The sequence below is a fragment of the Streptomyces sp. NPDC086080 genome, from assembly GCF_044540255.1.
Taxonomy (GTDB): domain Bacteria; phylum Actinomycetota; class Actinomycetes; order Streptomycetales; family Streptomycetaceae; genus Streptomyces.
This window is the reverse complement of the sequence record NZ_JBITRU010000024.1, coordinates 45398-68234: the sequence shown is the minus strand read 5'-3', so window position 1 is coordinate 68234 and position 22837 is coordinate 45398. Positions and strand designations below refer to the sequence as shown.

The following is a 22837-nucleotide window of genomic DNA, read 5'->3' as shown; positions in this document are numbered from 1 at the left end:
CAGGGAGGTCAGCGATGCACATCGCCACGGTGAATCCGGCGACCGGCGAGACCCTCAAGACGTACCACCCCATGGACGAGGAGGAGGTCGAACGCCGGCTCCAGCTCGCGGAGGCCACGTTCCGTACGTACCGGACGACGGCGTTCGACGAGCGGGCCCGCCTGCTGCACCGGGCCGCCGAGCTCCTCGACGAGGACCGGCGGACCATCGGCCAGGTGATCACCACGGAGATGGGCAAGCCGGTCAAGCAGGCCCGCGCGGAGGCCGCGAAGTGCGCCAAGGCGATGCACTGGTACGCCGACCACGCGGCAGAGCTCCTCGCCGACGAGGAACCCGAGGCCTCCGATGTGAAGGACTCCGGTGCCTCCCGGGTCCTGGTGCGTTACCGCCCGCTGGGCCCGGTGCTCGCCGTGATGCCGTGGAACTTCCCGCTGTGGCAGGTGGTGCGGTTCGCCGCGCCCGCGCTGATGGCGGGCAATGTGGGACTGCTCAAGCATGCCTCGAACGTGCCGCAGACAGCCCTGTACCTGGAGGACCTCTTCCACCGCGCGGGCTTCACCGAGGGCTGCTTCCAGACACTGCTCATCGGCTCCGCCGCGGTCGACGGCATCCTGCGGGACGAACGGATCAGGGCGGCCACCCTCACCGGGAGCGAGCCCGCGGGCCGCGCGGTCGCCTCCACGGCCGGGGAGATGATCAAGAAGACGGTGCTCGAACTGGGCGGCAGCGACCCGTACATCGTCATGCCCTCGGCCGACCTGGACCGGGCCGCCGAGGTCGCGGTCACCGCGCGGACACAGAACACGGGGCAGTCCTGCATCGCCGCCAAGCGGTTCATCGTGCACACGGATGTCTACGACGCGTTCGCCGAGCGCTTCACCGCGGGCATGAGGGCGCTGAAGGTCGGCGACCCGATGGACGAGGACACGGACGTCGGGCCGCTGTCGAGCGAACGGGGCCGCGACGACCTGGAGGAACTGGTCGACGACGCCGTACGGGCCGGTGCCACCGTGCACTGCGGCGGCGAGCGCCCCGAGGGGCCCGGCTGGTTCTATCCGCCGACGGTGCTGGCCGGGATCGGGCGGGAGATGCGCATCCACCGGGAGGAGGCGTTCGGACCGGTCGCCACGCTGTACCGGGCCGCGGACCTGGACGAGGCGGTGCTGATCGCGAACGACACCGACTTCGGGCTCAGTTCCAACGTCTGGACCCGCGACGCGGCCGAGGTCGACCGGTTCGTCCGGGACCTGGAGGCGGGCAGTGTGTATGTGAACGGGATGACGGCGTCCCACCCGGCGTTTCCGTTCGGCGGGGTGAAGCGGTCCGGGTACGGACGTGAGCTGTCCGGGCACGGAATCCGCGAGTTCTGCAACATCACCACGGTTTGGCAGGGTGCGTGACGCCCGCGCGGTTACGATCCCGACTGTGAACCGCGAAGTGACTCTGCCTCTGATCGTCGACGACCGCGGGACCTTGCAGGTGTCCGCCGCCGATGTCAGCAAACTGCTGCGTACGGTGGGTGGGCGTTGGGTGCGGCTGGTCGAGGCCGGGGAGGACGGGCTCGACGAGGACACGGTCGCCGCGCTGACCATCGAACTGGCCAAACTCGCCGACCGCATCGACGTGGCGTGCATCGCCCACAGCAGTGGGGGTGCGCCGTAGCAGGCGGGGCTCATGGCCGGGTGCGGGCCGTGGGTGGCTCGTCGCGCGGTTCCCCGCGCCCCGGGCCGTGCTCCTCCAACGTCGACCAGAACAGCGCCTCGTAGGTCTGCAGCAGGCGGGCGTACCGGTGTGCGCGGTTCTCGTTCAGGCGCCCCTCCTCCAGACCCGTCCCGGCCGCTTGTACGGCCGCGCGGTCCAGGTCGGGGGACGGTTGTGCGAAGAAGTCGAAGAAGGCGCAGGCTTCGTCCCCGAAGCCGTAGTGGGTGCGCAGGGCCTGCGCGATCGTCGCGCAGTAGCCGCCCCAGGCCGAGAAGTTCGCCGCCAGGGCCAGGACCACGTCCGGCGGTTCGGCGTTGAGGGCCAGCCAGGCGACGTACGCGGGGTAGGCCTGGCAGCCCGGCAGGGGGGTGTACGCGTCCGTCCGCGCCTCGTCCACGCCGCATGCCGCCGTGAAGGTCCTCAGGTGCTCCTGGGCCAGTTCCTCGCCGTCGGCCAGTGCGGTGAAGTACGCGGCCGCGTGCGGGTCGGCGCGGTCCGCCAGGTGGAGGAAGGCGCGGCGGTCCGCGGGGATCACCCAGGTCTGCTCCAGGGCCAGCGTGGCGAGGACGGCGCGGTCCGCCTCGCCCCGGGCGATCAGGGGGACCAGCGGATTGGAGCGCGGGTCAGGGGCGAGTTCCCTGGTGGTCGTCTCCAGCAGTTCCCGGGCGGTGCGTGTCATCGCGTCCTCCGTCGCGTCGGTCCACGCGAGAGCGTTCCCCGGGAATGGGGCGCGGGTAACCCGGCGGTGCCGCCCGCACCGCCGGGTCACGTCCGGGTGGCCGGCCGTCAGCGGATGGGCATGCCCGACAGGGTGCGGGCGATCACCAGGCGCTGGATCTCGCTCGTGCCTTCGAAGATCGTGTAGATCGCGGCGTCGCGGTGCATCCGCTCGACCGGGTACTCGCGCGTGTAGCCGTTGCCGCCGAGGATCTGTATGGCCTGGGCGGTGACCTTCTTGGCCGTCTCGCTGGCGAACAGTTTGGACATCGAGCCCTCGGCCGCCGTGAACGGCTTGCCGTTGATCGCCATCCAGGAGGCGCGCCACACCAGGAGGCGGGCGGCGTCGATCTGGGTGCGCATGTCGGCGAGCTGGAAGGCGACGCCCTGGTTGTCGATGATCGGGCGGCCGAACTGCTCACGCGTGGTGGCGTACTCCAGGGCGACCTCGTAGGCCGCGCGGGCGGTGCCGACCGCCATGGCGCCGACGGCGGGGCGGGACGCCTCGAAGGTGGCCATGGCGGCGTTCTTCACTCGCTCGCCGCCCTTCCTGGCCTTCTCCCGGGCGCGGGCGAGGCGCTCGTCCAGCTTCTCCTTGCCGCCGAGGAGGCAGGAGCCGGGAACGCGCACGTTGTCCAGGATGACCTCGGCGGTGTGCGAGGCGCGGATGCCGTGCTTCTTGAACTTCTGGCCCTGGGAGCAGCCGGGGGTGCCCGGCGGGATGATGAAGGAGGCGTGGCCCTTGGAGCCGAGGTCCGGGTCGACGACCGCGACCACGACGTGGACGTTGGCGATGCCGCCGTTGGTGGCCCAGGTCTTGGTTCCGTTGATCACCCACTCGTCCTTGGCCTCGTCGTACACCGCGCGGGTGCGCATCGAGGCCACGTCGGAGCCGGCGTCGGGCTCGGAGGAGCAGAAGGCGGCGACCTTGACGTCATTGGCGTCGCCGTACATCTGGGGGATCCAGGTGCCGATCTGCTCCTCGGTGCCGTTGGCGAGGACGCCGACCGCGGCGAGACCGGTGCCGACGATCGACAGGGCGATGCCCGCGTCGCCCCAGAAGAGCTCCTCCATCGCCATGGGGATGCCGAGGCCGCTTGCGTCGAAGTACTGCTGGGCGTAGAAGTCCAGGGAGTAGATGCCCACCTTGGCGGCCTCCTGGATGACCGGCCAGGGAGTCTCCTCACGCTCGTCCCATTCGGCGGCCGCGGGGCGGATCACATCGGCGGCGAAGCCGTGCAGCCAGTCACGGACCTCCTTCTGCTCGTCGTTGAGCTCCATGGTGAACTCGGCCATGACTCCTCCAGCGGCGGCGCACGTGCATGTTACTTAAGGTAACCCCGAGTCTGTTACCGGTCGGTAGGGAAAGTCAACTCCCCAGGACCTGTCGGTATCCCGTTCGATGGCCGCAGGTCCTTCAGTGTTAGTTTGCCCAGGCGTCACCGAACCAGCACGGGTGGGGAGAGCTCATGGACACCACACAGCGGACCGGTCAGCAGCGGTCCGCCGACCGACGCCGGCGCGAGCTGCTGGAGGCTGCCGACCGGGTGGTGCTGCGCGACGGCCCGGGGGCCTCGATGAACGCGATCGCCGCCGAGGCCGGTATCACCAAGCCCATCCTCTACCGGCACTTCGGTGACAAGGGAGGACTGTACGCGGCTCTGGCCAAGCGGCACACCGACGCGTTGCTGGATTCCCTGCGGGCCGCCCTGGACGCCCCCGCCGAGCGGCGCCAGCGGGTCGAGGCCACGCTGGACACCTACCTGTCGGCGATCGAGGCGCGCCCCCAGGTGTACCGGTTCCTGATGCATCCTGCGGAGGGAGCGACGAGCGACCAGGGCTTCGACGTCGGCAAGCACTCGGCGCCGCTGCTGCGGCGGATGGGTGAGGAACTGGCCCAGGTGATCGGGGAGCGGCTCGACCTGGGGCCGGACAGCCAGCGGCTGGCCCGGGTGTGGGGGCACGGCATCGTCGGCATGATGCACGCGGCCGGTGACTGGTGGCTCGGCGAACGGCCCTGCTCCCGGGCGGATTTGGTACGCAGCCTGGCGGACCTGCTGTGGGGGCGGCTGGCGGCGGTGGGCGACAGGGTCGGCGGCCCCGGCTTCTGAGCCGCCGGCCCGGCCGGCACTCGGGCCCCCTGACCCAGCCGGTTCCCGCTCCCCGCGGCCTCCCTGCCCGGACGGTTCCCACCCCGCCGGCCGACGGACTTCCGGCCCGAGCACCCACGACCCCGGGCGGCCTCCAGCCCTCTGGCCCAGCCGGTTCCCGGTCGCCGCGGCCCCGTACCCGGGACGTTCCCGCTCCCCGCGGCCTCCCTGCCCGGAAGGTTCCCACCCCGCCGGCCGACGGACTTCCGGCCCGAGCACCCACGACCCCGGGCGGCCTCCAGCCCCCTGGCCCGGAGGACTGCGAACCCGGACCGCTCCCGCCCCACCCCCAGCCCGACCGGCCTGTGGTCCGGGTCATTCCCGCCCTCCGGCCAGGAGAACTCCCCTCGTGGTCCGGGCGCTGCCCGGCGTACGGCCGGGGCCGGGCTCTCAGCTCCGCCGGTTCCAGGAAGCCCGGTTCGCCCGGCGCATGAGTCTGCGGTGCCGCCACCCGGTGAGGCGGTCGGCGTAGATCCGGCCCTCCAGGTGGTCGCACTCGTGCTGCAGACAGCGGGCGAAGAAACCGGTGCCGTGGACGGTGACCGGTTCGCCGGTCACCGTGAAACCCTGGACCACGGCATGGTCGTACCGCTCCGTCCCCGCCTCCAGGCCGGGCAGGGACAGACAGCCCTCCGGGCCGCGCACCACCACCCCGTCCGCCTCGGCCAGCCGCGGGTTCACCACATGCCCCCGGTGCCGGACTTCCTCGTCGTCCGGGCAGTCGTAGACGAAGACCCTCAGTGACTCGCCGACCTGGTTGGCCGCCAGGCCCACGCCCTGGGCCGCGTACATCGTCGCGAACAAGTCCTCCACCAAGCGGGAGAGTTCCGGACCGAAGCCGGTGACCTCCCGGCAGGGCGCGTGCAGCACCGGGTCGCCGAGCAGAGTGAGGGGCCGAACGCGTCCCTGGACGCCGGGGATGGAGCCGTGTCGCATGGCGGCAAGGGTACGGTCCTTCCAGCAACGCCCGTCTCACGATGGTGCCGGGGTTCTGGAGTGCGAACGGATCTCGATAGGCTGAGCTCTCATCACGTGGCCGTCAGGCACAGACGCGGCGCGTACGCAAGGAGGATCGAGAACTGATGGCAGGCAACTCGGACCCGCTCTCGCCGCGGGCCAAGCTGGCCGTGACCGCGGGCAAGGCGGTCGCGGCGGCCTCCCGCGCCGCCGGACGCGGCAGCGGTTCGGTGATCGGCGGCCGGGTGGCACTCAAACTGGACCCCGATCTCCTCGCCCGGCTCGCGCAGAACCTGGACTGCGTCCTGGTCTCGGCGACCAACGGCAAGACCACCACGACCAGGCTCATCGCGGAGGCGCTGCGGGCCGCGGGACCGGTCGTCTCCAACGCGCTCGGCGCCAACATGCCGGCCGGCATCACCTCGGCGCTCGCCGGCGGCTCGGACGCGAAGTTCGGCGTCATAGAGGTCGACGAGAAGTACCTGGCCGGCGTGGCCCGGGACACCGACCCGAAGTGCATCGCGCTGCTCAACCTCTCCCGCGATCAGCTCGACCGCGCCGCCGAGACCCGGATGCTCGCGGAGAACTGGCGCGAGGGACTGGCCGGCTCCAAGGCCGTCATCGTCGCCAACGCCGACGACCCGCTGGTGGTGTGGGCCGCCTCCTCCTCCCCCAACGTGATCTGGGTCGCGGCCGGGCAGATGTGGAAGGACGACGCCTGGTCGTGCCCGTCCTGCGGCGGTGTGATGCAGCGCCCGGGCGACGACTGGTTCTGTGGCGAGTGCGGATTCCGCCGGCCGACCCCGAGCTGGGCGCTCTCCGGCGACCACGTGCTCGACCCGCACGGCTCCGCCTGGCCGATCCACCTCCAGCTGCCGGGCCGCGCCAACAAGGCCAACGCCGCGTCGTCCGCGGCCGTCGCCGCCGTCTTCGGGGTGCCGCCACAGGTCGCCCTGGAGCGCATGTACCAGGTGCAGGCGGTGGCCGGCCGCTATGACGTGGTCCAGTTCGAGGGCCGTGACCTGCGCCTGCTGCTCGCCAAGAACCCCGCGGGCTGGCTGGAGACGTTCTCGCTGATCGACCCGCCGCCGACGCCGGTGATCCTGTCGGTGAACGCGCGCGGCGCCGACGGCACCGACACCTCCTGGCTGTGGGACGTCGACTACACGCGGCTGACCGGCCACCCCATCTGCGTGGTCGGCGACCGGAAGCTGGACCTCGCGGTGCGGCTGGAGGTCGCGAACCAGCAGTTCCAGGTCTGCGAGAACCTCGACCAGGCGGTCCAGCTGTGCCCGCCCGGCCGGATCGAGGTCATCGCCAACTACACCGCGTTCCAGGACCTGCGCCGCCGCGTCGGCAACTGACCACGACACCTCAGGGGACTTGAAGTGAGCGACAACCAGCTGCGGGTCGTCTGGATCTACCCGGACCTGCTCAGCACCTACGGCGACCAGGGCAACGCTCTCGTCGTCGAGCGCCGGGCGCGGCAGCGCGGCCTCGACGTGGCCCGGCTCGACGTGCGCAGCGACCAGCCCATCCCGACCTCCGGCGACATCTATCTGATCGGCGGCGGTGAGGACCGGCCGCAGCGGCTGGCCGCCGAACGGCTGCGCCGGGACGGCGGACTGCACCGCGCGGTGGAGAACGGCGCGATCGTCTTCTCGGTGTGCGCCGGTTACCAGATCCTCGGCCACGAGTTCATCAACGACCTCGGCCAGCGCGAGCCCGGTCTCGGTCTGCTCGACGTGGTCTCGGTACGCGGTGAGGGCGCCCGGTGCGTGGGCGACGTACTGGCGGACATCAACCCGCGGCTGGGACTGCCTCCGCTGACCGGGTTCGAGAACCACCAGGGCGTCACCCACCTGGGTCCCACGGCGCGCCCGCTCGCCCAGGTGCGCTTCGGCAACGGCAACGGCACCGGGGACGGCACCGAGGGCGCGTTCAACGACACCGTCTTCGGCACCTACATGCACGGCCCCGTACTCGCCCGCAACCCGCAGATCGCCGACCTGCTGCTCAAGCTGGCGCTGGACGTCAACGCGCTGCCGCCGACCGACGACCACTGGTACGAGGCGCTGCGGACCGAGCGGATCGCGGCGGCGCAGCAGCCCGCCTGAGGCGTCCGCGGCCCCGGGAGCAACGGGCGTCGGACGGGTCCGGACGGCCCGTCTGACGCCTGCTCCGCACAGGTGAGCGGGGTCGTCCAGCAGGCGGACGTGAGATGCGGCAGAGCCCCCCGTAGCCGCTAGGGTGGCGGAGATCGAGCCGGACAGCGCGGTCCGGTCCCGGCCCACATCGAGAAGGTTGTTTCGGGCTATGCGCATTGGTGTCCTCACGTCCGGCGGCGACTGCCCCGGCCTGAACGCCGTCATCCGGTCCGTCGTGCACCGTGCCGTCGTCGACCACGGCGACGAGGTCATCGGCTTCCGCGACGGCTGGAAGGGCCTCCTGGAGTGCGATTACCTCAAGCTCGACCTCGACGCGGTGAGCGGCATCCTCGCCCGCGGCGGCACCGTCCTCGGCTCCTCCCGGGTCCGTCCCGAGCATCTGCGGGACGGTGTGGAGCGGGCCCGGGGGCATGTCCGGGAACTCGGCCTCGACGCGATCATCCCGATCGGCGGTGAGGGCACACTGAAGGCGGCCCGGCTGCTCTCCGACAACGGCCTGCCGATAGTCGGGGTACCGAAGACCATCGACAACGACATCGCTGTCACCGACGTGACCTTCGGCTTCGACACCGCCGTCGGGGTGGCGACCGAGGCCCTCGACCGGCTGAAGACCACCGCCGAGTCCCATCAGCGCGTGCTGATCGTGGAGGTCATGGGCCGTCACACGGGCTGGATCGCGCTGCACTCCGGCATGGCGGCGGGCGCGCACGCCATCGTCGTACCCGAGCGGCCCTTCGACATCGACGAGCTGACCGCGAAGGTCGGCGAGCGGTTCTCGGCCGGCAAGAGGTTCGCGATCGTGGTCGCCGCGGAAGGGGCCAAGCCGAGGGCCGGCACGATGGACTTCGACGAGGGCGGCAAGGACGTCTACGGCCATGAGCGGTTCGCCGGGATCGCCCGGCAGCTCTCCCTGGAGCTCGAGTCACGGCTCGGCAAGGAGGCGCGGCCGGTGATCCTGGGGCATGTGCAGCGCGGCGGGACGCCCACGGCGTACGACCGGGTGCTGGCGACGCGGTTCGGGTGGCACGCGGTGGAGGCGGTGCACCGCGGGGAGTTCGGGCGGATGACCGCACTGCGGGGGACGGACATCGTAATGGTGTCCCTCGCGGACGCGGTGGAGACCTTGAAAACGGTGCCGGACGCGCGGTACGCGGAAGCGGAGTGCGTGCTGTGACCCTCCGGGTGCGGCTCGGTCCCTGAGGTGGATCCCGGGGTGCGGGCCGTCGCCGGCCGATCGCGCCCACGCGGCGGAGCCGCACACCGATACGGTCCCGTGCCCCTTCAGGACGCGCCTGCCCTCCCCCGGTGACGGAAGTCGCCGGGGGCGGTTCTAGTCTGGTGCGGACGGATCGGGTACAACCTGCACGAAAATGGAGCCGGCGGATGGATCACAGCGGGCACGGCATGACCATGGATCTGCCGCCGTTCACGCTGGGGCGAGGACTCGCCTGGTCGGCGGATTCCTTCTTCCTCATCGCGTGTCTGCTGGGACTCGCGCTGTACGGCTGGGGCGTGGTGCGGCTGGTACGGCGCGGTGACAAGTGGCCGGTGGGGCGGACCGTCGCGTTCGTCACCGGTGTGCTGAGCATCGGGCTCATGATGTGCACCGCACTGAACGACTACGGCATGGTCATGTTCAGTGTGCACATGGTGCAGCACATGGTGATCAGTATGGTGTCGCCGATCCTGATCCTGCTCGGCGCCCCGATCACCCTGGCCCTGCGCGCGCTGCCGCCGGCCGGGCGGGGCCGCAAGGGGCCGCGCGAACTGCTGCTGATGCTGCTGCACAGCCACTACATGCGGATCATCACCCACCCGGTGTTCACCATCCCGATGTTCATCGCGAGCCTGTACGGCCTGTACTTCACTCCGTTGTTCGACTTCCTGATGGGCTCCCAGGTGGGGCACACCGCCATGATGGTGCACTTCCTCGCCGTGGGCCTGGCCTTCTTCTGGCCGATCATGGGCGTGGATCCGGGTCCGCACCGGCCGGGTTACCTGATGCGGATCCTGGAACTGTTCGCGGGCATGCCGTTCCACGCCTTCTTCGGCATCGCCCTGATGATGGCGTCGACGCCGATGGTCACCACCTTCCAGAACCCGGTCGCCTCGCTCGGCATCGACGCGCTGTCCGACCAGAACGCGGCAGGCGGCATCGCCTGGGCGTTCAGCGAGATCCCCTCCGTCATCGTGCTGCTCGCCCTGCTGTTCCAGTGGTACGCCTCGGACCAGCGGCAGGCGAAGCGCCAGGACCGCGCGGCCGACCGGGACGGGGACAAGGAACTCGAGGCGTACAACGCCTATCTGGCCTCTCTGCACACGCCCGGGAACTGAGTTTTCACCCCCGGCTCCCGTCGGCGCGCACCGGGGGAAACGCGGCGTGTGCGCGCGGTCCCGCCGCGTGACCGCGGTCGCACATGTCGTCGTGTGCCCCGCAAAAAGGCGGAACGGGGGCACCATGGAGGGAGCCGAACCATGAGGAGGGTGTCGCGATGCCCGGTACCACGAACGGTTCCACGTCGACGAAGACCATGGGAGTGCTCACCGTAGGCGCACTGGTCGCCGTGACCGCGTACACGGTGGCGCTCGGCAGCAACGGCTGGCTGTGGTTCGGCTGGGTGGTCCTGGGGCTGATCACCTTGGGAATGGTCGCCACCCGCAGCGCCTGAGAAGTCCGGGGGGGCGGGGCCTCACCTCGGAGTGAGCCGCCCCGCCAGGTGCACGCCCGGCTGGTACTTCGGCAGCCGGACGGTGATCTTCATGCCCGCGCCCACGGCGGTCTCGATGACGAGGCCGTGGTCGTCCCCGTAGACCTGGCGGAGCCGGTCGTCGACGTTGGACAGTCCGATACCGCCGGTGGGGCTGACCTCGCGGGCGAGGATGCGGCGCAGCAGGACGGGGTCCATGCCCGCGCCGTCGTCCTCGATGACGACGAGGGCTTCGGCTCCCGCGTCCTGCGCGGTGATCTGGATGTGGCACCGGTCGGCCTTGCCCTCCAGACCGTGTTTGACGGCGTTCTCCACCAGCGGCTGGAGGCAGAGGAAGGGCAGCGCGACCGGCAGCACCTCGGGGGCGATCTGCAGGGTGACGGCGAGGCGGTCGCCGAAGCGTGCCCGGACCAGCGCCAGGTAGTGGTCGATGGCATGGAGCTCGTCGGCGAGGGTGGTGAAGTCGCCGTGCCGGCGGAACGAGTAGCGGGTGAAGTCGGCGAACTCCAGCAGCAGCTCCCGGGCGCGCTCGGGGTCGGTGCGCACGAAGGAGGCGATCACGGCGAGCGAGTTGAAGATGAAGTGCGGGGAGATCTGCGCCCGCAGCGCCCTGATCTCGGCTTCGATGAGGCGGGTGCGTGACTGGTCGAGGTCGGCCAGCTCCAGTTGGACGGAGACCCAGCGGGCGACCTCCCCGGCGGCCCGGACCAGGACCGCGGACTCGCGGGGCGCGCAGGCGACGAGGGCGCCGTGCACCCGGTCGTCGACGGTGAGCGGGGCGACGACGGCCCAGCGCACCGAGCAGTCGGGGGTGTCGCAGGTGAGCGGGAAGGCCTCGCCCCGGCCGGTGTCGAGGGGGCCGGTGAGGCGTTCCATGATCTCGGTGCGGTGGTGGGCGCCGACACCGTCCCAGACGAGAACCTGATCACGGTCGGTGAGACACAGGGCGTCCGTGCCCAGCAGGGAGCGTAGTTTGCGGGCGGATTTCCGGGCGGTCTCCTCGGTCAGACCGGCCCGGAGCGGGGGTGTGGCCAGCGAGGCGGTGTGCAGGGTCTCGAAGGTGGCGTGCTCGACGGGAGTGCCGAGTCCGGCGAGGCTGGTGGGCCGGGCGGTGCGCCGGCCCAGCCAGAATCCGGCGGCCAGCAGGGGCAGGACGGCCACGAGCAGACCGGCGAGGAAGCCACTCATGAGGACACCTCCGTACGCAGTTCCTCCGGGAGGTGGAAGCGGGCCAGCACCGCCGCCGTGCCCGGCGGCACCCGGCCGGGGGTGGCCAGGGACACCAGGATCATCGTGAGGAAGCCCAGCGGCACCGACCACAGCGCGGGCCAGGCGAGCAGCGCGTGCCAGGGCCCCTCGCCCGGGTAGCCGGTCATGGTCGCGGCGACGGCGAGGAAGGCGGCGCCGCCGCCCACCAGCATCCCGGCCGCGGCACCCGGCGGGGTCAGCCGGCGCCACCAGATGCCGAGGACGAGCAGCGGGCAGAACGAGGAGGCCGAGACCGCGAAGGCGAGACCCACGGCGTCGGCCACCGGCAGTCCGCCGACCGCGACGCTCGCCCCGAGCGGCACGGCCATCGCGAGCACGGTGCCGAGCCGGAAATGCCGTACTCCGCGCGAGGGCAGCACGTCCTGGGTGAGCACCCCGGCGACGGCCATGGTGAGCCCGGAGGCCGTCGACAGGAACGCGGCGAAGGCGCCCCCGGCGACCAGCGCGCCGAGAAGTTCGCCGCCCACTCCCCCGATCATCCGGCCGGGCAGCAGCAGGACGGCGGCGTCCGCGCTCCCGGTGAGGGTGAGGTCGGGGGCGTACAGCCGGCCCAGGGCACCGTAGACGGGCGGCAGGAGGTAGAAGGCGCCGAGCAGGCCGAGGACGGCGACGGTGGTGCGACGGGCGGCGACTCCGTGCGGGCTGGTGTAGAAGCGGACGACGACATGGGGCAGGCCCATGGTGCCGAAGAAGGTGGCGAGCATCAGCCCGTACGTGGCGTACAGCGGGCGTTCCTCGCGGGATTCGGCGCTGGAGGGCGAGAGCGCGTCGACGGCGACGCGTCCGGCGGCGGGGACCTCGGCGCCCTCGGCGAAGGTGAGCCGGGTGCCGCCGTCGATACGGTGGGTGCCGGCGGACAGGCCGACCTCGGTGCCGGCGTGGTCGCGGCCGTCGACGGTGCCGTCCACGGTCACGGTGAGCGGCCGGTCGAGCCGTAGGTCGAGGGTGTCCTCGATGCGGACCACCCGCTGCTCGCGGAAGGTGGCGGGCTCGTCGAAGGCGTGGCTGGGGGCGCCGTCGCTCTGCCAGGCGAGGATCAGGAAGAGCGCGGGGACGAACAGGGCCGTGAGTTTCAGCCAGTACTGGAAGGCCTGCACGAAGGTGATGCTGCGCATGCCGCCGGCGGCGACGATGACGGTCACGACGACGGCCACGATGACCCCGCCGAGCCAGTCGGGCGTGCCGGTGAGCACGGTCAGGGTGAGCCCGGCGCCCTGGAGCTGGGGCAGCAGGTACAGCCAGCCGACGCCGACGACGAAGGCTCCCGCGAGCCGTCGTACGGTCTGCGAGGCGAGCCGGGCCTCCGCGAAGTCGGGCAGCGTGTAGGCGCCGGAGCGGCGCAGCGGGGCGGCGACGAACAGCAGCAGGACCAGATAGCCGGCGGTGTAGCCGACCGGGTACCAGAGCATGTCCGGGCCCTGCACGAGGACGAGGCCGGCGATGCCGAGGAAGGAGGCTGCGGAGAGGTACTCGCCGCTGATGGCGGCGGCGTTGAGGCGGGGGCCGACGGTGCGGGAGGCGACGTAGAAGTCGGAGGTGGTGCGGGATACGCGCAGGCCGAAGGCGCCGACGAGGACGGTCGAGACGACGACGAGCGCGACGGCGGTGACGCCGTAGGTGTAGTTCACGGTGCCGGGGTCCCCGGGTCTCAGCGGTCCTCGACGAGCCGGACGAAATCGCGTTCGTTGCGTTCGGCGCGGCGTACGTACCAGCGGGCGAGCAGGACCAGCGGGGGGTAGAGACCGAAGCCGAGCACCACCCACTCCAGACGGCGGACGTCCGGGGCGGCCGCGAAGACCAGCGGGAGCGGGCCGATGAGCAGGGCGAGGACGGCGAAGACGGCGAGCCCTTCGCGCAGCTGGATACGCATCAGGGAGCGGACGTAGGTGTGTCCGAGCGTGGTCTGCTCGTCGATCTCGGTGCGCGGCCGGTAGTAGCCGGAGGTGCGGCGGGCACGGCGGGGCGGGCCGGTGACGACCACACGGCGTTCGGACGGGTCCTGGGGCATGTGTGCCTCCCCTGTCTAGCTCGTGGTCCGGCGCATCAGCAGGTCCCTCAGTTCGCGGGCGTGCCGCCTGCTGACCTGGAGTTCCTCGGAGCCGATGAGGACACTCACGGTACCCGCGTCCAGACGGAGCTCGCCGATGTGGCGCAGGGCGGCCAGATGACGGCGGTGGATGCGGACGAAGCCCCGGGAGCGCCAGCGTTCCTCCAGGGTGGACAGGGGGATCCGGACGAGGTGGCTGCCGCGGTCGGTGTGGAGCCGGGCGTAGTCGCCCTGGGCCTCGACATGGGTGATGTCGTCGACGGCGACGAAGCGGGTGACGCCGCCGAGCTCGACGGCTATGTGGTCGGGATCGGGTTCGTGCACGGGGATGCGCGGGGTGGTCTCGCGCTGCGCGGTGGCGCGCGGGGTGGTCTCGCGCTGCGCGGCGACACGGCGGACGGCTTCGGCCAGCCGTTCCTTGCGGACGGGCTTGAGCACGTAGTCGACGGCTTTGAGGTCGAAGGCCTGGACGGCGAAGTCCTCGTGGGCGGTGACGAACACCACGAGCGGTGGCCGGGCGAAGCCGCTGAGCAGCCGGGCGAGGTCGAGGCCGTCGAGTCCGGGCATCTGGATGTCGAGGAAGACGACGTCGATGGCCTCGGGCCCGTCGGGGCCGGATTCCAGTGCGCGGTTGATGCGGCGCAGTGCCTCGGTGGCGTCACCAGCGCCCTCGGCGCTGCCGATGCGCGGGTCCGCGTTCAGCAGGTACAGCAGTTCCTCCAGTGAGGGACGTTCGTCGTCGACGGCGAGGGCGCGCAGCATGAAGGTGGAGTGTAGGGGTGATTTCCACATCTGGACATTGCCGGGTATCGGCGGCTTCGCCGGGGACCGGGTCCGGCCGCGGTACGCGGGGCGGCCGGGCGCCCCTGGATACAGTGCCCGCATGAGCAGCAGGCCCACGCCGTTCGACGAGCTCGACCGGAAGATCGTCACGGCTCTGATGGCGAACGCCAGGACGTCCTTCGCCGAGATCGGCGCGGCCGTCGGGCTGTCGTCGACGGCGGTCAAGCGCCGGGTGGACCGGCTGCGCGAGACCGGGGTGATCACCGGGTTCACCGCGACGGTGCGGCCGTCGGCACTGGGCTGGCGCACGGAGGCGTATGTCGAGGTGTACTGCGAGGGGGCGGCGCCGCCCCGGCGGCTGGCGGAGGTGGTGCGCAACCATCCGGAGATCGCCGCAGCGATGACGGTGACCGGGGGCGCGGACGCGCTGCTGCACGTGCGGGCGCGGGACGTGGAGCACTTCGAGGAGGTGCTGGAGCGGATCCGCCAGGAGCCGTTCATCCGCAAGACGATCAGCGTGATGGTGCTGTCCCACCTGCTGCCCGACAGTCCTGAGGCGGGAGTGAGTCAGCCCGCCCCGGACGGCGCATCGGACGTGCGTCGAACGGTGTGAACACGCAGCGATCCTGCGTCGACACGCAACTGTCGTCGCTTGTCGTCCGTCCCGGTGGCTTCCTACCGTGGAGGGGACCCCCTTCGGCACCGCGTGGAAGCGGAGGAACCCCTCTGTGCCCGGATCCCGTGTGGCGAGCCGGCGGCGCTATCTCGTCTGCGAACCCAGACATTTCGCCGTCCGGTACGCGATCAATCCCTGGATGCGTCCCGACCGTCCCGGCCATTCCGTCGATGTATCCCTCGCCCGACGCCAGTGGCGGACGCTGGTCGACACGTACCGCGACCACGGCCATACCGTGGAGTCCGTGGAACCGGAGCCCGGACTGCCCGACATGGTGTTCGCCGCGAACGCGGCGGTCGTCGTGGAGGGCCGTGTCTTCGGCTCCCGCTACCTCGCGCCCGAGCGGCGCCCGGAGTCCGTCCCGTACGAGGCCTGGTTCAAGGCCCAGGGCTACGACGTCCAGCACCCCGAGTCGGTGTGCGAGGGCGAGGGCGACCTGGTGCCCGCGGGGCGCTGGATCCTCGCCGGCACCGGGTTCCGCACCACCCGGGAGGCGCATCGCGAGGTGCAGGAGTTCTTCGGCGTACCGGTGATCGGCCTGACGCTGGTGGACCCGTACTTCTACCACCTGGACACGGCGCTGTTCGTGCTGGACGAGCAGAACGTCGCGTACTACCCGGACGCCTTTTCGCCGGGCAGCCGCGAGGTGCTCGCCCGGCTGTACCCGGACGCGGTGACCGCCACCCGTGAGGACGCGATGGCGTTCGGTCTGAACTCCGTCTCCGACGGACGCCATGTGTTCGTCTCACCGGGGGCGACGCACCTCGCCGGCCGGCTCGCCGACCGCGGTTATGTTCCCGTCCCCGTCGACCTGTCCGAGTTCCACAAGGCGGGCGGGGGCATCAAGTGCTGCACTCAGGAGATCCGCTCATGACCTCTGTCGTCCCCACGCGCACGTCCGCCGAGCTGATCGGCGCGGAGGAGCCGGTCCTCGCGCACAACTACCATCCACTGCCCGTGGTCGTCTCCCGCGCGGAGGGCACCTGGGTCGAGGACGTGGAGGGCAGGCGGTATCTCGACATGCTGGCCGGCTACTCGGCGCTCAACTTCGGCCACCGGCACCCCGCGCTGGTCGAGGTCGCGCACCGCCAGCTGGACCGGCTCACACTGACCTCCCGCGCCTTCCACAACGACCGGCTCGCGGAGTTCGCGGAGCGGCTGGCCGCCCTGACCGGGCTGGACATGGTGCTGCCGATGAACACCGGCGCGGAGGCGGTGGAGAGCGCCGTGAAGGTGGCCCGCAAGTGGGCCTACGACGTGAAGGGCGTCCCGGCCGACCGGGCGACGATCGTGGTGGCCGCGGACAACTTCCACGGCCGTACGACGACGATCGTGAGTTTCTCCACGGACGAGGTCGCGCGCGCCGGGTTCGGCCCCTTCACCCCCGGCTTCCGCGTGGTCCCGTACAACGATCTCGCGGCGCTGGAGGCGGCGGTCGACGAGACCACGGCGGCGGTGCTGATCGAGCCGATCCAGGGCGAGGCAGGGGTGATCATTCCCGACGACGGCTATCTGGCCGGGGTGCGGGAGCTGACCCGCCGCGCCGGGTGTCTGTTCGTCGCGGACGAGATCCAGTCCGGTCTCGGCCGTACCGGCCGCACACTCGCCGTGGAGCACGAGTCGGTGGTCCCGGACGTGGTCCTGCTCGGCAAGGCGCTGGGCGGCGGCATCGTCCCGGTGTCGGCGGTGGTGGCCCGGCGTGAGGTGCTTCAGGTGCTGCACCCCGGTGAGCACGGGTCGACCTTCGGCGGCAATCCGCTGGCGGCGGCGGTCGGCACGGCCGTGGTGGAGCTGCTGGAGACCGGTGAGTTCCAGCGCCGGGCCGCGGAACTGGGCGGCGTGCTGCACGAAGGCCTGCGGGCGCTGACCGGCCGGGGTGTCGTCGGCTTCCGCGCCCGTGGCCTGTGGGCGGGCGTGGACATCGACCCGGAGATCGGCACCGGCCGCGAGATCAGTGAGCGGCTCATGCGGGAGGGCATCCTGGTCAAGGACACCCACGGCTCCACCATCCGGCTGGCCCCGCCCCTGACCATCACCGCGCAGGAGCTCCGGGGCGCCCTCGGCACCCTGGAGAAGGTACTGACCGGCAACGCGTGAACCGCCGCGCCGTCCCCCGCCGGCCGCGGTGGGGGACGGCACCGTCCTGCCACGCCCGGGGAGCCCCCGCCCCGCTCCCAGGGTGAAGATGGGGACAAGAGGTGGTGGACCACTCCACAGACAGAGAGGTCGCCGTGGGCGGACACAAGCAGCAGGACGGTGCCCGGCAGGGGTTCGACGTGGCCGACGCCGCTCCCCTGCTGCTCGATCCGCACGGCGTCGTGTCGCACTGGACCGGTCGCGCCGAGCGGCTGCTGGGGTACGGCGCGCCCGAGGTGGTGGGCCGGAAGTTCGGCGAGCTGCTCACCCCCGACGACGCCGCGCGGATGCCGGACCTGCTCGAACGGTGCCGTTCCGACGACGGCTGGGCGGGACTGATGACCGCCCTGCACCGGGACGGGCGTCAGGTCCCGGTGATGGTGCGGATCACGCCGGCCACGGCACCCCGGAGCGGTACGTCGCTGCTGGTTCTGCTGTCCGGGCTGGCCGGTTCCGCGGGCTGGGACATGAGCCGCTCCGTGCTGGAGCAGATGGTCGCCGGGACACCGATCGGCATCGCGATCGTCGACACGGACCTGCGCTACGTGTGGTCCAACGCGGCGCTGGAGCAGTTCGGCGGCGGCCCGGCCGAGCGGCGGCTGGGCCTGCGGTTCGGCGACGTCCAGCCCGGTCTGAACGCCGACCCCGTCGAGGCGCAGATGCGCCACGTGCTCGAGACCGGCGAACAGGTGGTCGGCTACGAGCATGTCGGCCGCGTACGGTCCGCGCCGCTGCGCGAGACCGCGCACATGCTGTCGTTCACCCGCCTCGACGACGAGCGGGGCAGGGCGATGGGCGTGTACTACACCGTCGTGGACGTCACGGAGCGGCACCGTGCCCGACAGCGGCTCGCCCTGCTCGACCGGGCCGGTCAGTACATCGGCCGCACCCTGGACATCATGAACACCGCGCAGGAGCTGGCGGACGTCGCCGTGCCGGGGCTCGCGGACTTCGTCACCGTGGACCTGCTGGAAACGGTGCTGAGGGGCGCCGAGCTGCCGCCGGGCCCACTCGGCGACGCGGAGCGGGTGCCCCTGCGCCGGGCGGGACACCGCTCGCGGTACGAGGACCTGCCGCGGACGGTCGTGGACACCGGCGCCGAGGTGACCTACCTGGCGGATTCGCCGCCCGTGCGCTGTCTGACCACGGGCCGGTCCTGGCGTCAGGAGCGGCTCGACCCGCTCGCCCCGGAATGGCTCGTCAGGGCGCCGGGTGACCGGGAGTCCACCTTTCTGGAGCTGGGACTGCAGAGCGTGATGATCGTCCCGATCCAGGCCCGGGGCGTCACCCTGGGCGTCACCCTGTTCTTCCGCCGCCGCCCCGAGGACCCCTTCGACACGGACGACCTGGCGCTGGCCGAGGATCTCGTGTCCCGGGCCGCCGTCAGCGTGGACAACGCCCGGCGCTACAGCCGCGAGCGGGACGCCGCGCTGGTCCTCCAGCGCAGCCTGCTCCCCCGCCGGCTGCCCGAGCAGGAGGCCGTGGAGGCATCCGCGTGCTACCGCCCCGCCGACGAGCTGAGCGGCCTGGGCGGCGACTGGTACGACCTGATCCCGCTGTCCGGGTCCCGCGTCGCCCTGGTCATCGGCGAGGTGCCGGGGCACGGCATCGACGCCGCGGCGGGCATGGGACGGCTGCGCACGGCCGTACAGACGCTGGCCGCGATCGATCTGCCACCCGAGGAGGTACTCGCCCATCTGGACGACCTGGCCTCCCGTACGGCGCGGGACGAGGGCGAGGGGGAGGGGGAGCCCGGGGAGCACCCGCCCGCACGGTCCCTCGGGGCCGGCTGTCTGTACGTCGTCTACGACCCGGTGGACGGCCGGTGCACGATGGCCGCCGCCGGGCACCCCGCGCCCGCCGTGGTCGCACCCGACGGCACGGTCACCTTCGTGGACCTTCCGCAGGGCCCGGCGCTCGGTGTGGGCGGTCCGCCGTTCGAGGCGGTGGAGCTGACCCTGGCCGAGGGCAGCACGCTCGCCCTGCACACGGACGGTCTGCTGGCCCGTGAAGGGGCCCGGCACACCGCTACGGACCGGGAACGGCTGCGGCGGGTGCTCGCCGAGGCCCCGAGGGCGCTCGAGCCGACGTGCCGGGCCGTCGTCGACGCACTGGTGCCTGCCCACCCGGACGACGACGTGGCGCTGCTGATGGCCCGTACCAGGCGTCTCGCCCCGGAGCAGGTCGCGGTCTGGGACCTGCCGTCGGATCCGGCCCTGGTGGCCGAGGCCCGCCGGAACGCCGCGGGGCAGCTGGCCCGCTGGGGGCTGGACGAGCTGGTGTTCACCACGGAGCTGATCGTCAGCGAACTGGTCACCAACGCCATTCTGTACGCCTCGGGACCCGTCCGGCTGCGGCTGATCCGTGAGCGCGCGCTGGTGTGCGAGGTACTCGACAGCGGCGCCACGGCACCCCATGTGCGCCACCCCCGTGCGATGGACGAGGGCGGGCGCGGACTGCTGCTGGTCTCCCAGCTGGCGCAGCGGTGGGGTACCCGGTTCGTTCCCGAAGGGAAGATCATCTGGGCGGAGCAGCCGTTGACCTGATCCGGTGACCGACGCGCGCGGTCAGCGGTGTCCCGACGTCAGGTGCCGGTGCGCGTGCGGTCGAGGCGTGCCGTACGTTCCACGTTCCGCCGGTCCTCGGGGTCGTCGCTGGGCGAGGCCGCGAACCAGGCGTCGAGGATCTCCTTCAGCAGCGGAGCGGACGTCAGCCGCAGACTGAGGGCCAGGACGTTGGCGTCGTTCCAGCGGCGCGCGCCGTCCGCCGTGTAGGCGTCCGCGCACAGCGCGGCCCGTACGCCGGGCACCTTGTTCGCGGCGATCGAGGCACCCGTGCCGGTCCAGCAGCAGACCACCGCCTGGTCGGCCTCCCCGTCGGCGACCTCACGGGCCGCTGCCTCGGAGCAGACCGCCCACTGCGGGTCGTCCCCGGGGCTGAGGGCGCCGTGCGCGCGTACCTCGTGGCCGCGCTCGCGCAGCTCGGCGAGGAGGACGTGGGCCACGGGTTCGTCCATGTCGGAGGAGACGGAGATCCGCATACGGGCGAGCCTACTCCGGACCGTGGACACGCTGACGGGCGCTCAGCCGTCGTCCGGCTCAGGCGGCTCCCGGTGGCGTCGAACGTGGTGCCGGGCCGCGCCGCCCAGTTCTAGACTGGCACTTCGTGACGTGCCGGATGACCTGCTGGAACGCGGCGGCACTGCCCGTTCGTCAGAGTCGAGGAGCGTGCTTTTGTTCTACTACCTGCTCAAATATGTGCTGCTGGGCCCGCTGCTGAGACTGGTCTTCCGGCCGCGAATAGAGGGCCTGGAGCATGTTCCGTCGTCCGGCGCCGCCATCGTCGCGGGGAATCATCTGTCGTTCTCGGACCACTTTCTGATGCCGGCCGTACTCAAACGGCGTATCACCTTCCTCGCCAAGGCCGAGTACTTCACCGGCCCCGGCCTCAAGGGCCGGCTGACGGCGTTCTTCTTCCACAGCGCCGGCCAGATACCCGTCGACCGCTCCGGCAAGGACGCCGGGCAGGCCGCCATCCGGGAAGGGCTGGGGGTGCTGGGCAAGGAGGAACTGCTCGGCATCTATCCGGAGGGCACGCGCTCGCACGACGGCCGCCTGTACAAGGGCAAGGTCGGTGTGGCGGTGATGGCCCTCAAGGCCGGCGTCCCGGTGATCCCCTGCGCGATGATCGGCACGTTCGAGGCGCAGCCGCCCGGCAAGGTGATCCCCCGGATCCACCCCGTGGTGATCCGCTTCGGCGAACCGCTGGACTTCTCGCGCTATGCCGGGATGGAGAACGAGAAGGCGATCCTGCGTGCCGTCACGGACGAGATCATGTACGCCATCCTCTCCCTCTCCGAGCAGGAGTACGTCGACCGGTACGCGGCGGTCGCCAAGGCGGAGGACGCCGAGCGCAAGGCGGAGGAGAAGCGCCGCTTCCCGCGTCTGCCCGGCGGCTGAACCCGCGTGAGGGGCGGGCCGGAGCGCTCCCGACCCGCCCCTGGTCAGCCGGACGCCGGGGTGAGGGAGGACAGTGCCTCGTCGAGAAGGCCCCGCAGCCGTAGGGCGTCCGGCGCCACGGCGGTCACGAGCACCGCGGGGCCGGGCAGCGGCAGGACCGCGGCGTCCTGCCCCAGCGCTCGCGCGGCGACCGGCTTCTCCTCGAACTCCGGTCGCGCGACGACGATCTGGCCGATGGCCCGGTGTCCGCCGAGCACCGCGGGACCGTCCCATCCGCCGGGTGCTCCGGGGCCGCAGGCCAGTTCCTGGTCAAGGACGGTTCGCCCCGCGATCCGTACGGTCAGACGGGAGCTGAGCCTTCCTGGTGACTCCCCCACCCGCCCCAGCACCTGTTCCTCACGGAGCACGAGCCGGGCCCCCCGGGCCAGGCGGACCTCCGTGGTGAGACGCAGGCCGCTTCCCCTGACGGAGATCAACTGCTGGGGAAGCCAGTGCAGTTCGCCCCCGGCCGCGACGGTCAGGCGAACGTCGTAGCGCGCCTCGTCCGAGTGCCGGCCCGGGAGCGCGAGGGTGGCGGCGGCCGACCCCAGCCGGAGCCGGGCCCCCGGCTCCACGTCCGCCCGTACGGCGAGACGGTCCCCGCCGAGAGGGCCGCTCATCGCACCGACCAGCAGGACGTGCGCCTCGTCCGGGCTCCCCCGGGTCCGCCTCAGGGCCAGCGGCCCGTCGCTCTCCAGCACCGGCAGGCAGGTACCGCCCCGGCCGTCGGCGCGGGCGCGGACCCGGGCGGCGGCCCGTACTCCGTCCGTGTTCACGCGGTCCATGCGGCGAGCCGCTGCCGCACCCAGCCGGCCACGGCGCTCACCCCGGCCTCGCCGCGCAGCGACTGGAAGACCACGGGCAGGTGACCCCGCTGGTCCCTGGCGTCGGCGGCCATCCGGGCGAGGTCGGAGCCGACGTACGGGGCGAGGTCGGTCTTGTTGACGACCAGGAGGTCCGCGGTGGTGACCCCGGGGCCGCCCTTGCGCGGGATGTCGTCCCCTCCGGCCACGTCGATCACGAAGATCTGCGCGTCGACGAGCCCGCGCGAGAAGGTGGCGGTGAGGTTGTCCCCACCGGACTCGACGAGGATCAGGTCCAGCGGGCCGGTCTCCTCCTCCAGGTCCTCCACCGCTTCAAGGTTGGCGGAGATGTCGTCCCGGATCGCGGTGTGCGGGCACGCCCCGGTCTCCACGGCGCTGATCCGCTCGGGCGGCAGCACTGCCTCGCGGAGCAGGAACTCGGCGTCCTGGCGGGTGTAGATGTCATTGGTGACGACGGCCAGGGACACCTCGCCGCGCAGCGCCCGGCACAGCGCGGCGACGGTGGCGGTCTTCCCTGACCCGACGGGCCCGCCGAGCCCGATCCGCAGCGCCCGCCGCGAACCGTCGGGCCGCCGGGCATCGGCCCCGATGGCGCCGGGTCCGTCGTACGGAAGAACATGGTCACGATGCACAGTGCCTCCAACTCGCGGCCCGTCCGGCGATGAGGGACGGGGCCGTTCTCAGGCCGGTCGGGGTCCGAGGG

The 22837-nt window shown here is 71.8% G+C and carries 23 protein-coding genes; 13 read left to right on the top strand and 10 right to left on the bottom strand.

Features of this window, described 5'->3' with window-relative positions; genetic code table 11:
• The first annotated feature begins 14 nt into the window (after positions 1–14).
• Together ACIF9R_RS25700 and ACIF9R_RS25695 are read left to right on the top strand one after the other, a co-directional pair.
• Complete coding sequence (locus tag ACIF9R_RS25700) at positions 15–1400, top strand: NADP-dependent succinic semialdehyde dehydrogenase (RefSeq protein WP_399984458.1); 1386 nt, start codon at positions 15–17, stop codon at positions 1398–1400.
• Positions 1401–1425: 25 nt separating this feature from the next.
• Complete coding sequence (locus ACIF9R_RS25695) at positions 1426–1662, top strand: DUF6213 family protein (protein ID WP_399447793.1); 237 nt, start codon at positions 1426–1428, stop codon at positions 1660–1662.
• 10 nt (positions 1663–1672) lie between these two features.
• Here ACIF9R_RS25695 and ACIF9R_RS25690 read toward each other — a convergent pair whose 3' ends face one another.
• Both ACIF9R_RS25690 and ACIF9R_RS25685 read right to left on the bottom strand, forming a co-directional pair.
• The gene (locus tag ACIF9R_RS25690; protein WP_399984454.1) at positions 1673–2380 is read right to left on the bottom strand and encodes a transcriptional regulator; all 708 of its coding nucleotides are present in this window, start codon (positions 2378–2380) and stop codon (positions 1673–1675) included.
• Positions 2381–2487: 107 nt separating this feature from the next.
• The gene (locus ACIF9R_RS25685; RefSeq protein WP_399984452.1) at positions 2488–3714 is read right to left on the bottom strand and encodes an acyl-CoA dehydrogenase family protein; all 1227 of its coding nucleotides are present in this window, start codon (positions 3712–3714) and stop codon (positions 2488–2490) included.
• 173 nt (positions 3715–3887) lie between these two features.
• Between ACIF9R_RS25685 and ACIF9R_RS25680 the strand changes: the two genes are divergently transcribed.
• Entirely contained in the window at positions 3888–4529 is a 642-nt protein-coding gene (locus ACIF9R_RS25680; RefSeq protein WP_399984450.1) for a TetR family transcriptional regulator, read from the top strand.
• A 429-nt stretch (positions 4530–4958) separates the two neighbouring features.
• Here the strand turns inward: ACIF9R_RS25680 and def are convergent, their stop codons facing one another.
• A complete protein-coding gene (gene def, locus ACIF9R_RS25675) occupies positions 4959–5504 on the bottom strand; it encodes a peptide deformylase (protein WP_399984447.1) in 546 nt (181 codons plus the stop codon).
• Positions 5505–5650: 146 nt separating this feature from the next.
• On the opposite strand from def, the gene ACIF9R_RS25670 reads away from it, so the two are divergent.
• From ACIF9R_RS25670 to ACIF9R_RS25650, 5 genes are all read left to right on the top strand, one after another.
• The gene (locus ACIF9R_RS25670; protein ID WP_399984444.1) at positions 5651–6889 is read left to right on the top strand and encodes a MurT ligase domain-containing protein; all 1239 of its coding nucleotides are present in this window, start codon (positions 5651–5653) and stop codon (positions 6887–6889) included.
• Positions 6890–6913: 24 nt separating this feature from the next.
• The gene (locus ACIF9R_RS25665; protein ID WP_399984442.1) at positions 6914–7642 is read left to right on the top strand and encodes a type 1 glutamine amidotransferase; all 729 of its coding nucleotides are present in this window, start codon (positions 6914–6916) and stop codon (positions 7640–7642) included.
• Positions 7643–7841: 199 nt separating this feature from the next.
• Complete coding sequence (locus ACIF9R_RS25660; protein ID WP_399984439.1) at positions 7842–8867, top strand: 6-phosphofructokinase; 1026 nt, start codon at positions 7842–7844, stop codon at positions 8865–8867.
• 209 nt (positions 8868–9076) lie between these two features.
• Complete coding sequence (locus ACIF9R_RS25655) at positions 9077–10027, top strand: cytochrome c oxidase assembly protein (protein ID WP_399984437.1); 951 nt, start codon at positions 9077–9079, stop codon at positions 10025–10027.
• A 158-nt stretch (positions 10028–10185) separates the two neighbouring features.
• Positions 10186–10362 (top strand): hypothetical protein, encoded by a 177-nt coding sequence (locus tag ACIF9R_RS25650; protein ID WP_360405015.1) that lies wholly within the window; start codon positions 10186–10188, stop codon positions 10360–10362.
• A gap of 21 nt (positions 10363–10383) precedes the next feature.
• On the opposite strand, the gene ACIF9R_RS25645 is transcribed toward ACIF9R_RS25650, so the two are convergent.
• Genes ACIF9R_RS25645 through ACIF9R_RS25630 form a run of 4 tightly spaced genes read right to left on the bottom strand, consistent with a single transcriptional unit; the run spans position 10384 to position 14479 of the window.
• Positions 10384–11589 (bottom strand): sensor histidine kinase, encoded by a 1206-nt coding sequence (locus tag ACIF9R_RS25645; protein WP_399984435.1) that lies wholly within the window; start codon positions 11587–11589, stop codon positions 10384–10386.
• Positions 11586–13298, bottom strand: coding sequence for a cation acetate symporter (locus ACIF9R_RS25640; RefSeq protein ID WP_399984432.1), 1713 nt, complete (start codon positions 13296–13298; stop codon positions 11586–11588). The genes ACIF9R_RS25645 and ACIF9R_RS25640 overlap by 4 nt, the downstream gene beginning before the upstream one ends.
• Positions 13299–13318: 20 nt before the next feature.
• Entirely contained in the window at positions 13319–13678 is a 360-nt protein-coding gene (locus ACIF9R_RS25635) for a hypothetical protein (protein WP_399984429.1), read from the bottom strand.
• Positions 13679–13693: 15 nt separating this feature from the next.
• Positions 13694–14479: a LytR/AlgR family response regulator transcription factor gene (locus ACIF9R_RS25630; protein WP_399984427.1), complete on the bottom strand. Its 786-nt coding sequence runs from the start codon at positions 14477–14479 to the stop codon at positions 13694–13696.
• A 121-nt stretch (positions 14480–14600) separates the two neighbouring features.
• On the opposite strand from ACIF9R_RS25630, the gene ACIF9R_RS25625 reads away from it, so the two are divergent.
• From ACIF9R_RS25625 to ACIF9R_RS25610, 4 genes are all read left to right on the top strand, one after another.
• Complete coding sequence (locus ACIF9R_RS25625; RefSeq protein ID WP_399984425.1) at positions 14601–15113, top strand: Lrp/AsnC family transcriptional regulator; 513 nt, start codon at positions 14601–14603, stop codon at positions 15111–15113.
• Between the two features lie 115 nt (positions 15114–15228).
• Positions 15229–16050 (top strand): dimethylargininase, encoded by an 822-nt coding sequence (ddaH, locus tag ACIF9R_RS25620; protein WP_399984422.1) that lies wholly within the window; start codon positions 15229–15231, stop codon positions 16048–16050.
• Entirely contained in the window at positions 16047–17273 is a 1227-nt protein-coding gene (gene rocD, locus ACIF9R_RS25615) for an ornithine--oxo-acid transaminase (protein WP_399984419.1), read from the top strand. The genes ddaH and rocD overlap by 4 nt, the downstream gene beginning before the upstream one ends.
• A gap of 134 nt (positions 17274–17407) precedes the next feature.
• A complete protein-coding gene (locus tag ACIF9R_RS25610; protein ID WP_399984615.1) occupies positions 17408–19858 on the top strand; it encodes a SpoIIE family protein phosphatase in 2451 nt (816 codons plus the stop codon).
• A gap of 38 nt (positions 19859–19896) precedes the next feature.
• On the opposite strand, the gene ACIF9R_RS25605 is transcribed toward ACIF9R_RS25610, so the two are convergent.
• On the bottom strand, positions 19897–20352 hold the full coding sequence (locus ACIF9R_RS25605) for an RpiB/LacA/LacB family sugar-phosphate isomerase (protein WP_399984417.1): 456 nt from the start codon (positions 20350–20352) through the stop codon (positions 19897–19899).
• Between the two features lie 193 nt (positions 20353–20545).
• Between ACIF9R_RS25605 and ACIF9R_RS25600 the strand changes: the two genes are divergently transcribed.
• A complete protein-coding gene (locus tag ACIF9R_RS25600; RefSeq protein WP_399984612.1) occupies positions 20546–21271 on the top strand; it encodes a lysophospholipid acyltransferase family protein in 726 nt (241 codons plus the stop codon).
• A gap of 44 nt (positions 21272–21315) precedes the next feature.
• On the opposite strand, the gene ACIF9R_RS25595 is transcribed toward ACIF9R_RS25600, so the two are convergent.
• The gene (locus ACIF9R_RS25595; RefSeq protein ID WP_399984415.1) at positions 21316–22095 is read right to left on the bottom strand and encodes an urease accessory protein UreD; all 780 of its coding nucleotides are present in this window, start codon (positions 22093–22095) and stop codon (positions 21316–21318) included.
• The gene (gene ureG / locus ACIF9R_RS25590) at positions 22083–22766 is read right to left on the bottom strand and encodes an urease accessory protein UreG (RefSeq protein WP_399984413.1); all 684 of its coding nucleotides are present in this window, start codon (positions 22764–22766) and stop codon (positions 22083–22085) included. Before ureG ends, ACIF9R_RS25595 begins: the two co-directional genes overlap by 13 nt.
• Positions 22767–22837: the final 71 nt, after the last annotated feature.

Coding starts and splice junctions, on each gene's coding strand:
- ACIF9R_RS25700 (WP_399984458.1), top strand. CDS start 15: ATGCACATCGCCACGGTGAATCCGGCGACCGGCGAGACCCTCAAGACG.
- ACIF9R_RS25690 (WP_399984454.1), bottom strand. CDS start 2,380: ATGACACGCACCGCCCGGGAACTGCTGGAGACGACCACCAGGGAACTC.
- ACIF9R_RS25685 (WP_399984452.1), bottom strand. CDS start 3,714: ATGGCCGAGTTCACCATGGAGCTCAACGACGAGCAGAAGGAGGTCCGT.
- ACIF9R_RS25680 (WP_399984450.1), top strand. CDS start 3,888: ATGGACACCACACAGCGGACCGGTCAGCAGCGGTCCGCCGACCGACGC.
- def (WP_399984447.1), bottom strand. CDS start 5,504: ATGCGACACGGCTCCATCCCCGGCGTCCAGGGACGCGTTCGGCCCCTC.
- ACIF9R_RS25670 (WP_399984444.1), top strand. CDS start 5,651: ATGGCAGGCAACTCGGACCCGCTCTCGCCGCGGGCCAAGCTGGCCGTG.
- ACIF9R_RS25660 (WP_399984439.1), top strand. CDS start 7,842: ATGCGCATTGGTGTCCTCACGTCCGGCGGCGACTGCCCCGGCCTGAAC.
- ACIF9R_RS25655 (WP_399984437.1), top strand. CDS start 9,077: ATGGATCACAGCGGGCACGGCATGACCATGGATCTGCCGCCGTTCACG.
- ACIF9R_RS25650 (WP_360405015.1), top strand. CDS start 10,186: ATGCCCGGTACCACGAACGGTTCCACGTCGACGAAGACCATGGGAGTG.
- ACIF9R_RS25645 (WP_399984435.1), bottom strand. CDS start 11,589: ATGAGTGGCTTCCTCGCCGGTCTGCTCGTGGCCGTCCTGCCCCTGCTG.
- ACIF9R_RS25635 (WP_399984429.1), bottom strand. CDS start 13,678: ATGCCCCAGGACCCGTCCGAACGCCGTGTGGTCGTCACCGGCCCGCCC.
- ACIF9R_RS25630 (WP_399984427.1), bottom strand. CDS start 14,479: ATGCTGCGCGCCCTCGCCGTCGACGACGAACGTCCCTCACTGGAGGAA.
- ACIF9R_RS25625 (WP_399984425.1), top strand. CDS start 14,601: ATGAGCAGCAGGCCCACGCCGTTCGACGAGCTCGACCGGAAGATCGTC.
- rocD (WP_399984419.1), top strand. CDS start 16,047: ATGACCTCTGTCGTCCCCACGCGCACGTCCGCCGAGCTGATCGGCGCG.
- ACIF9R_RS25605 (WP_399984417.1), bottom strand. CDS start 20,352: ATGCGGATCTCCGTCTCCTCCGACATGGACGAACCCGTGGCCCACGTC.
- ACIF9R_RS25595 (WP_399984415.1), bottom strand. CDS start 22,095: ATGGACCGCGTGAACACGGACGGAGTACGGGCCGCCGCCCGGGTCCGC.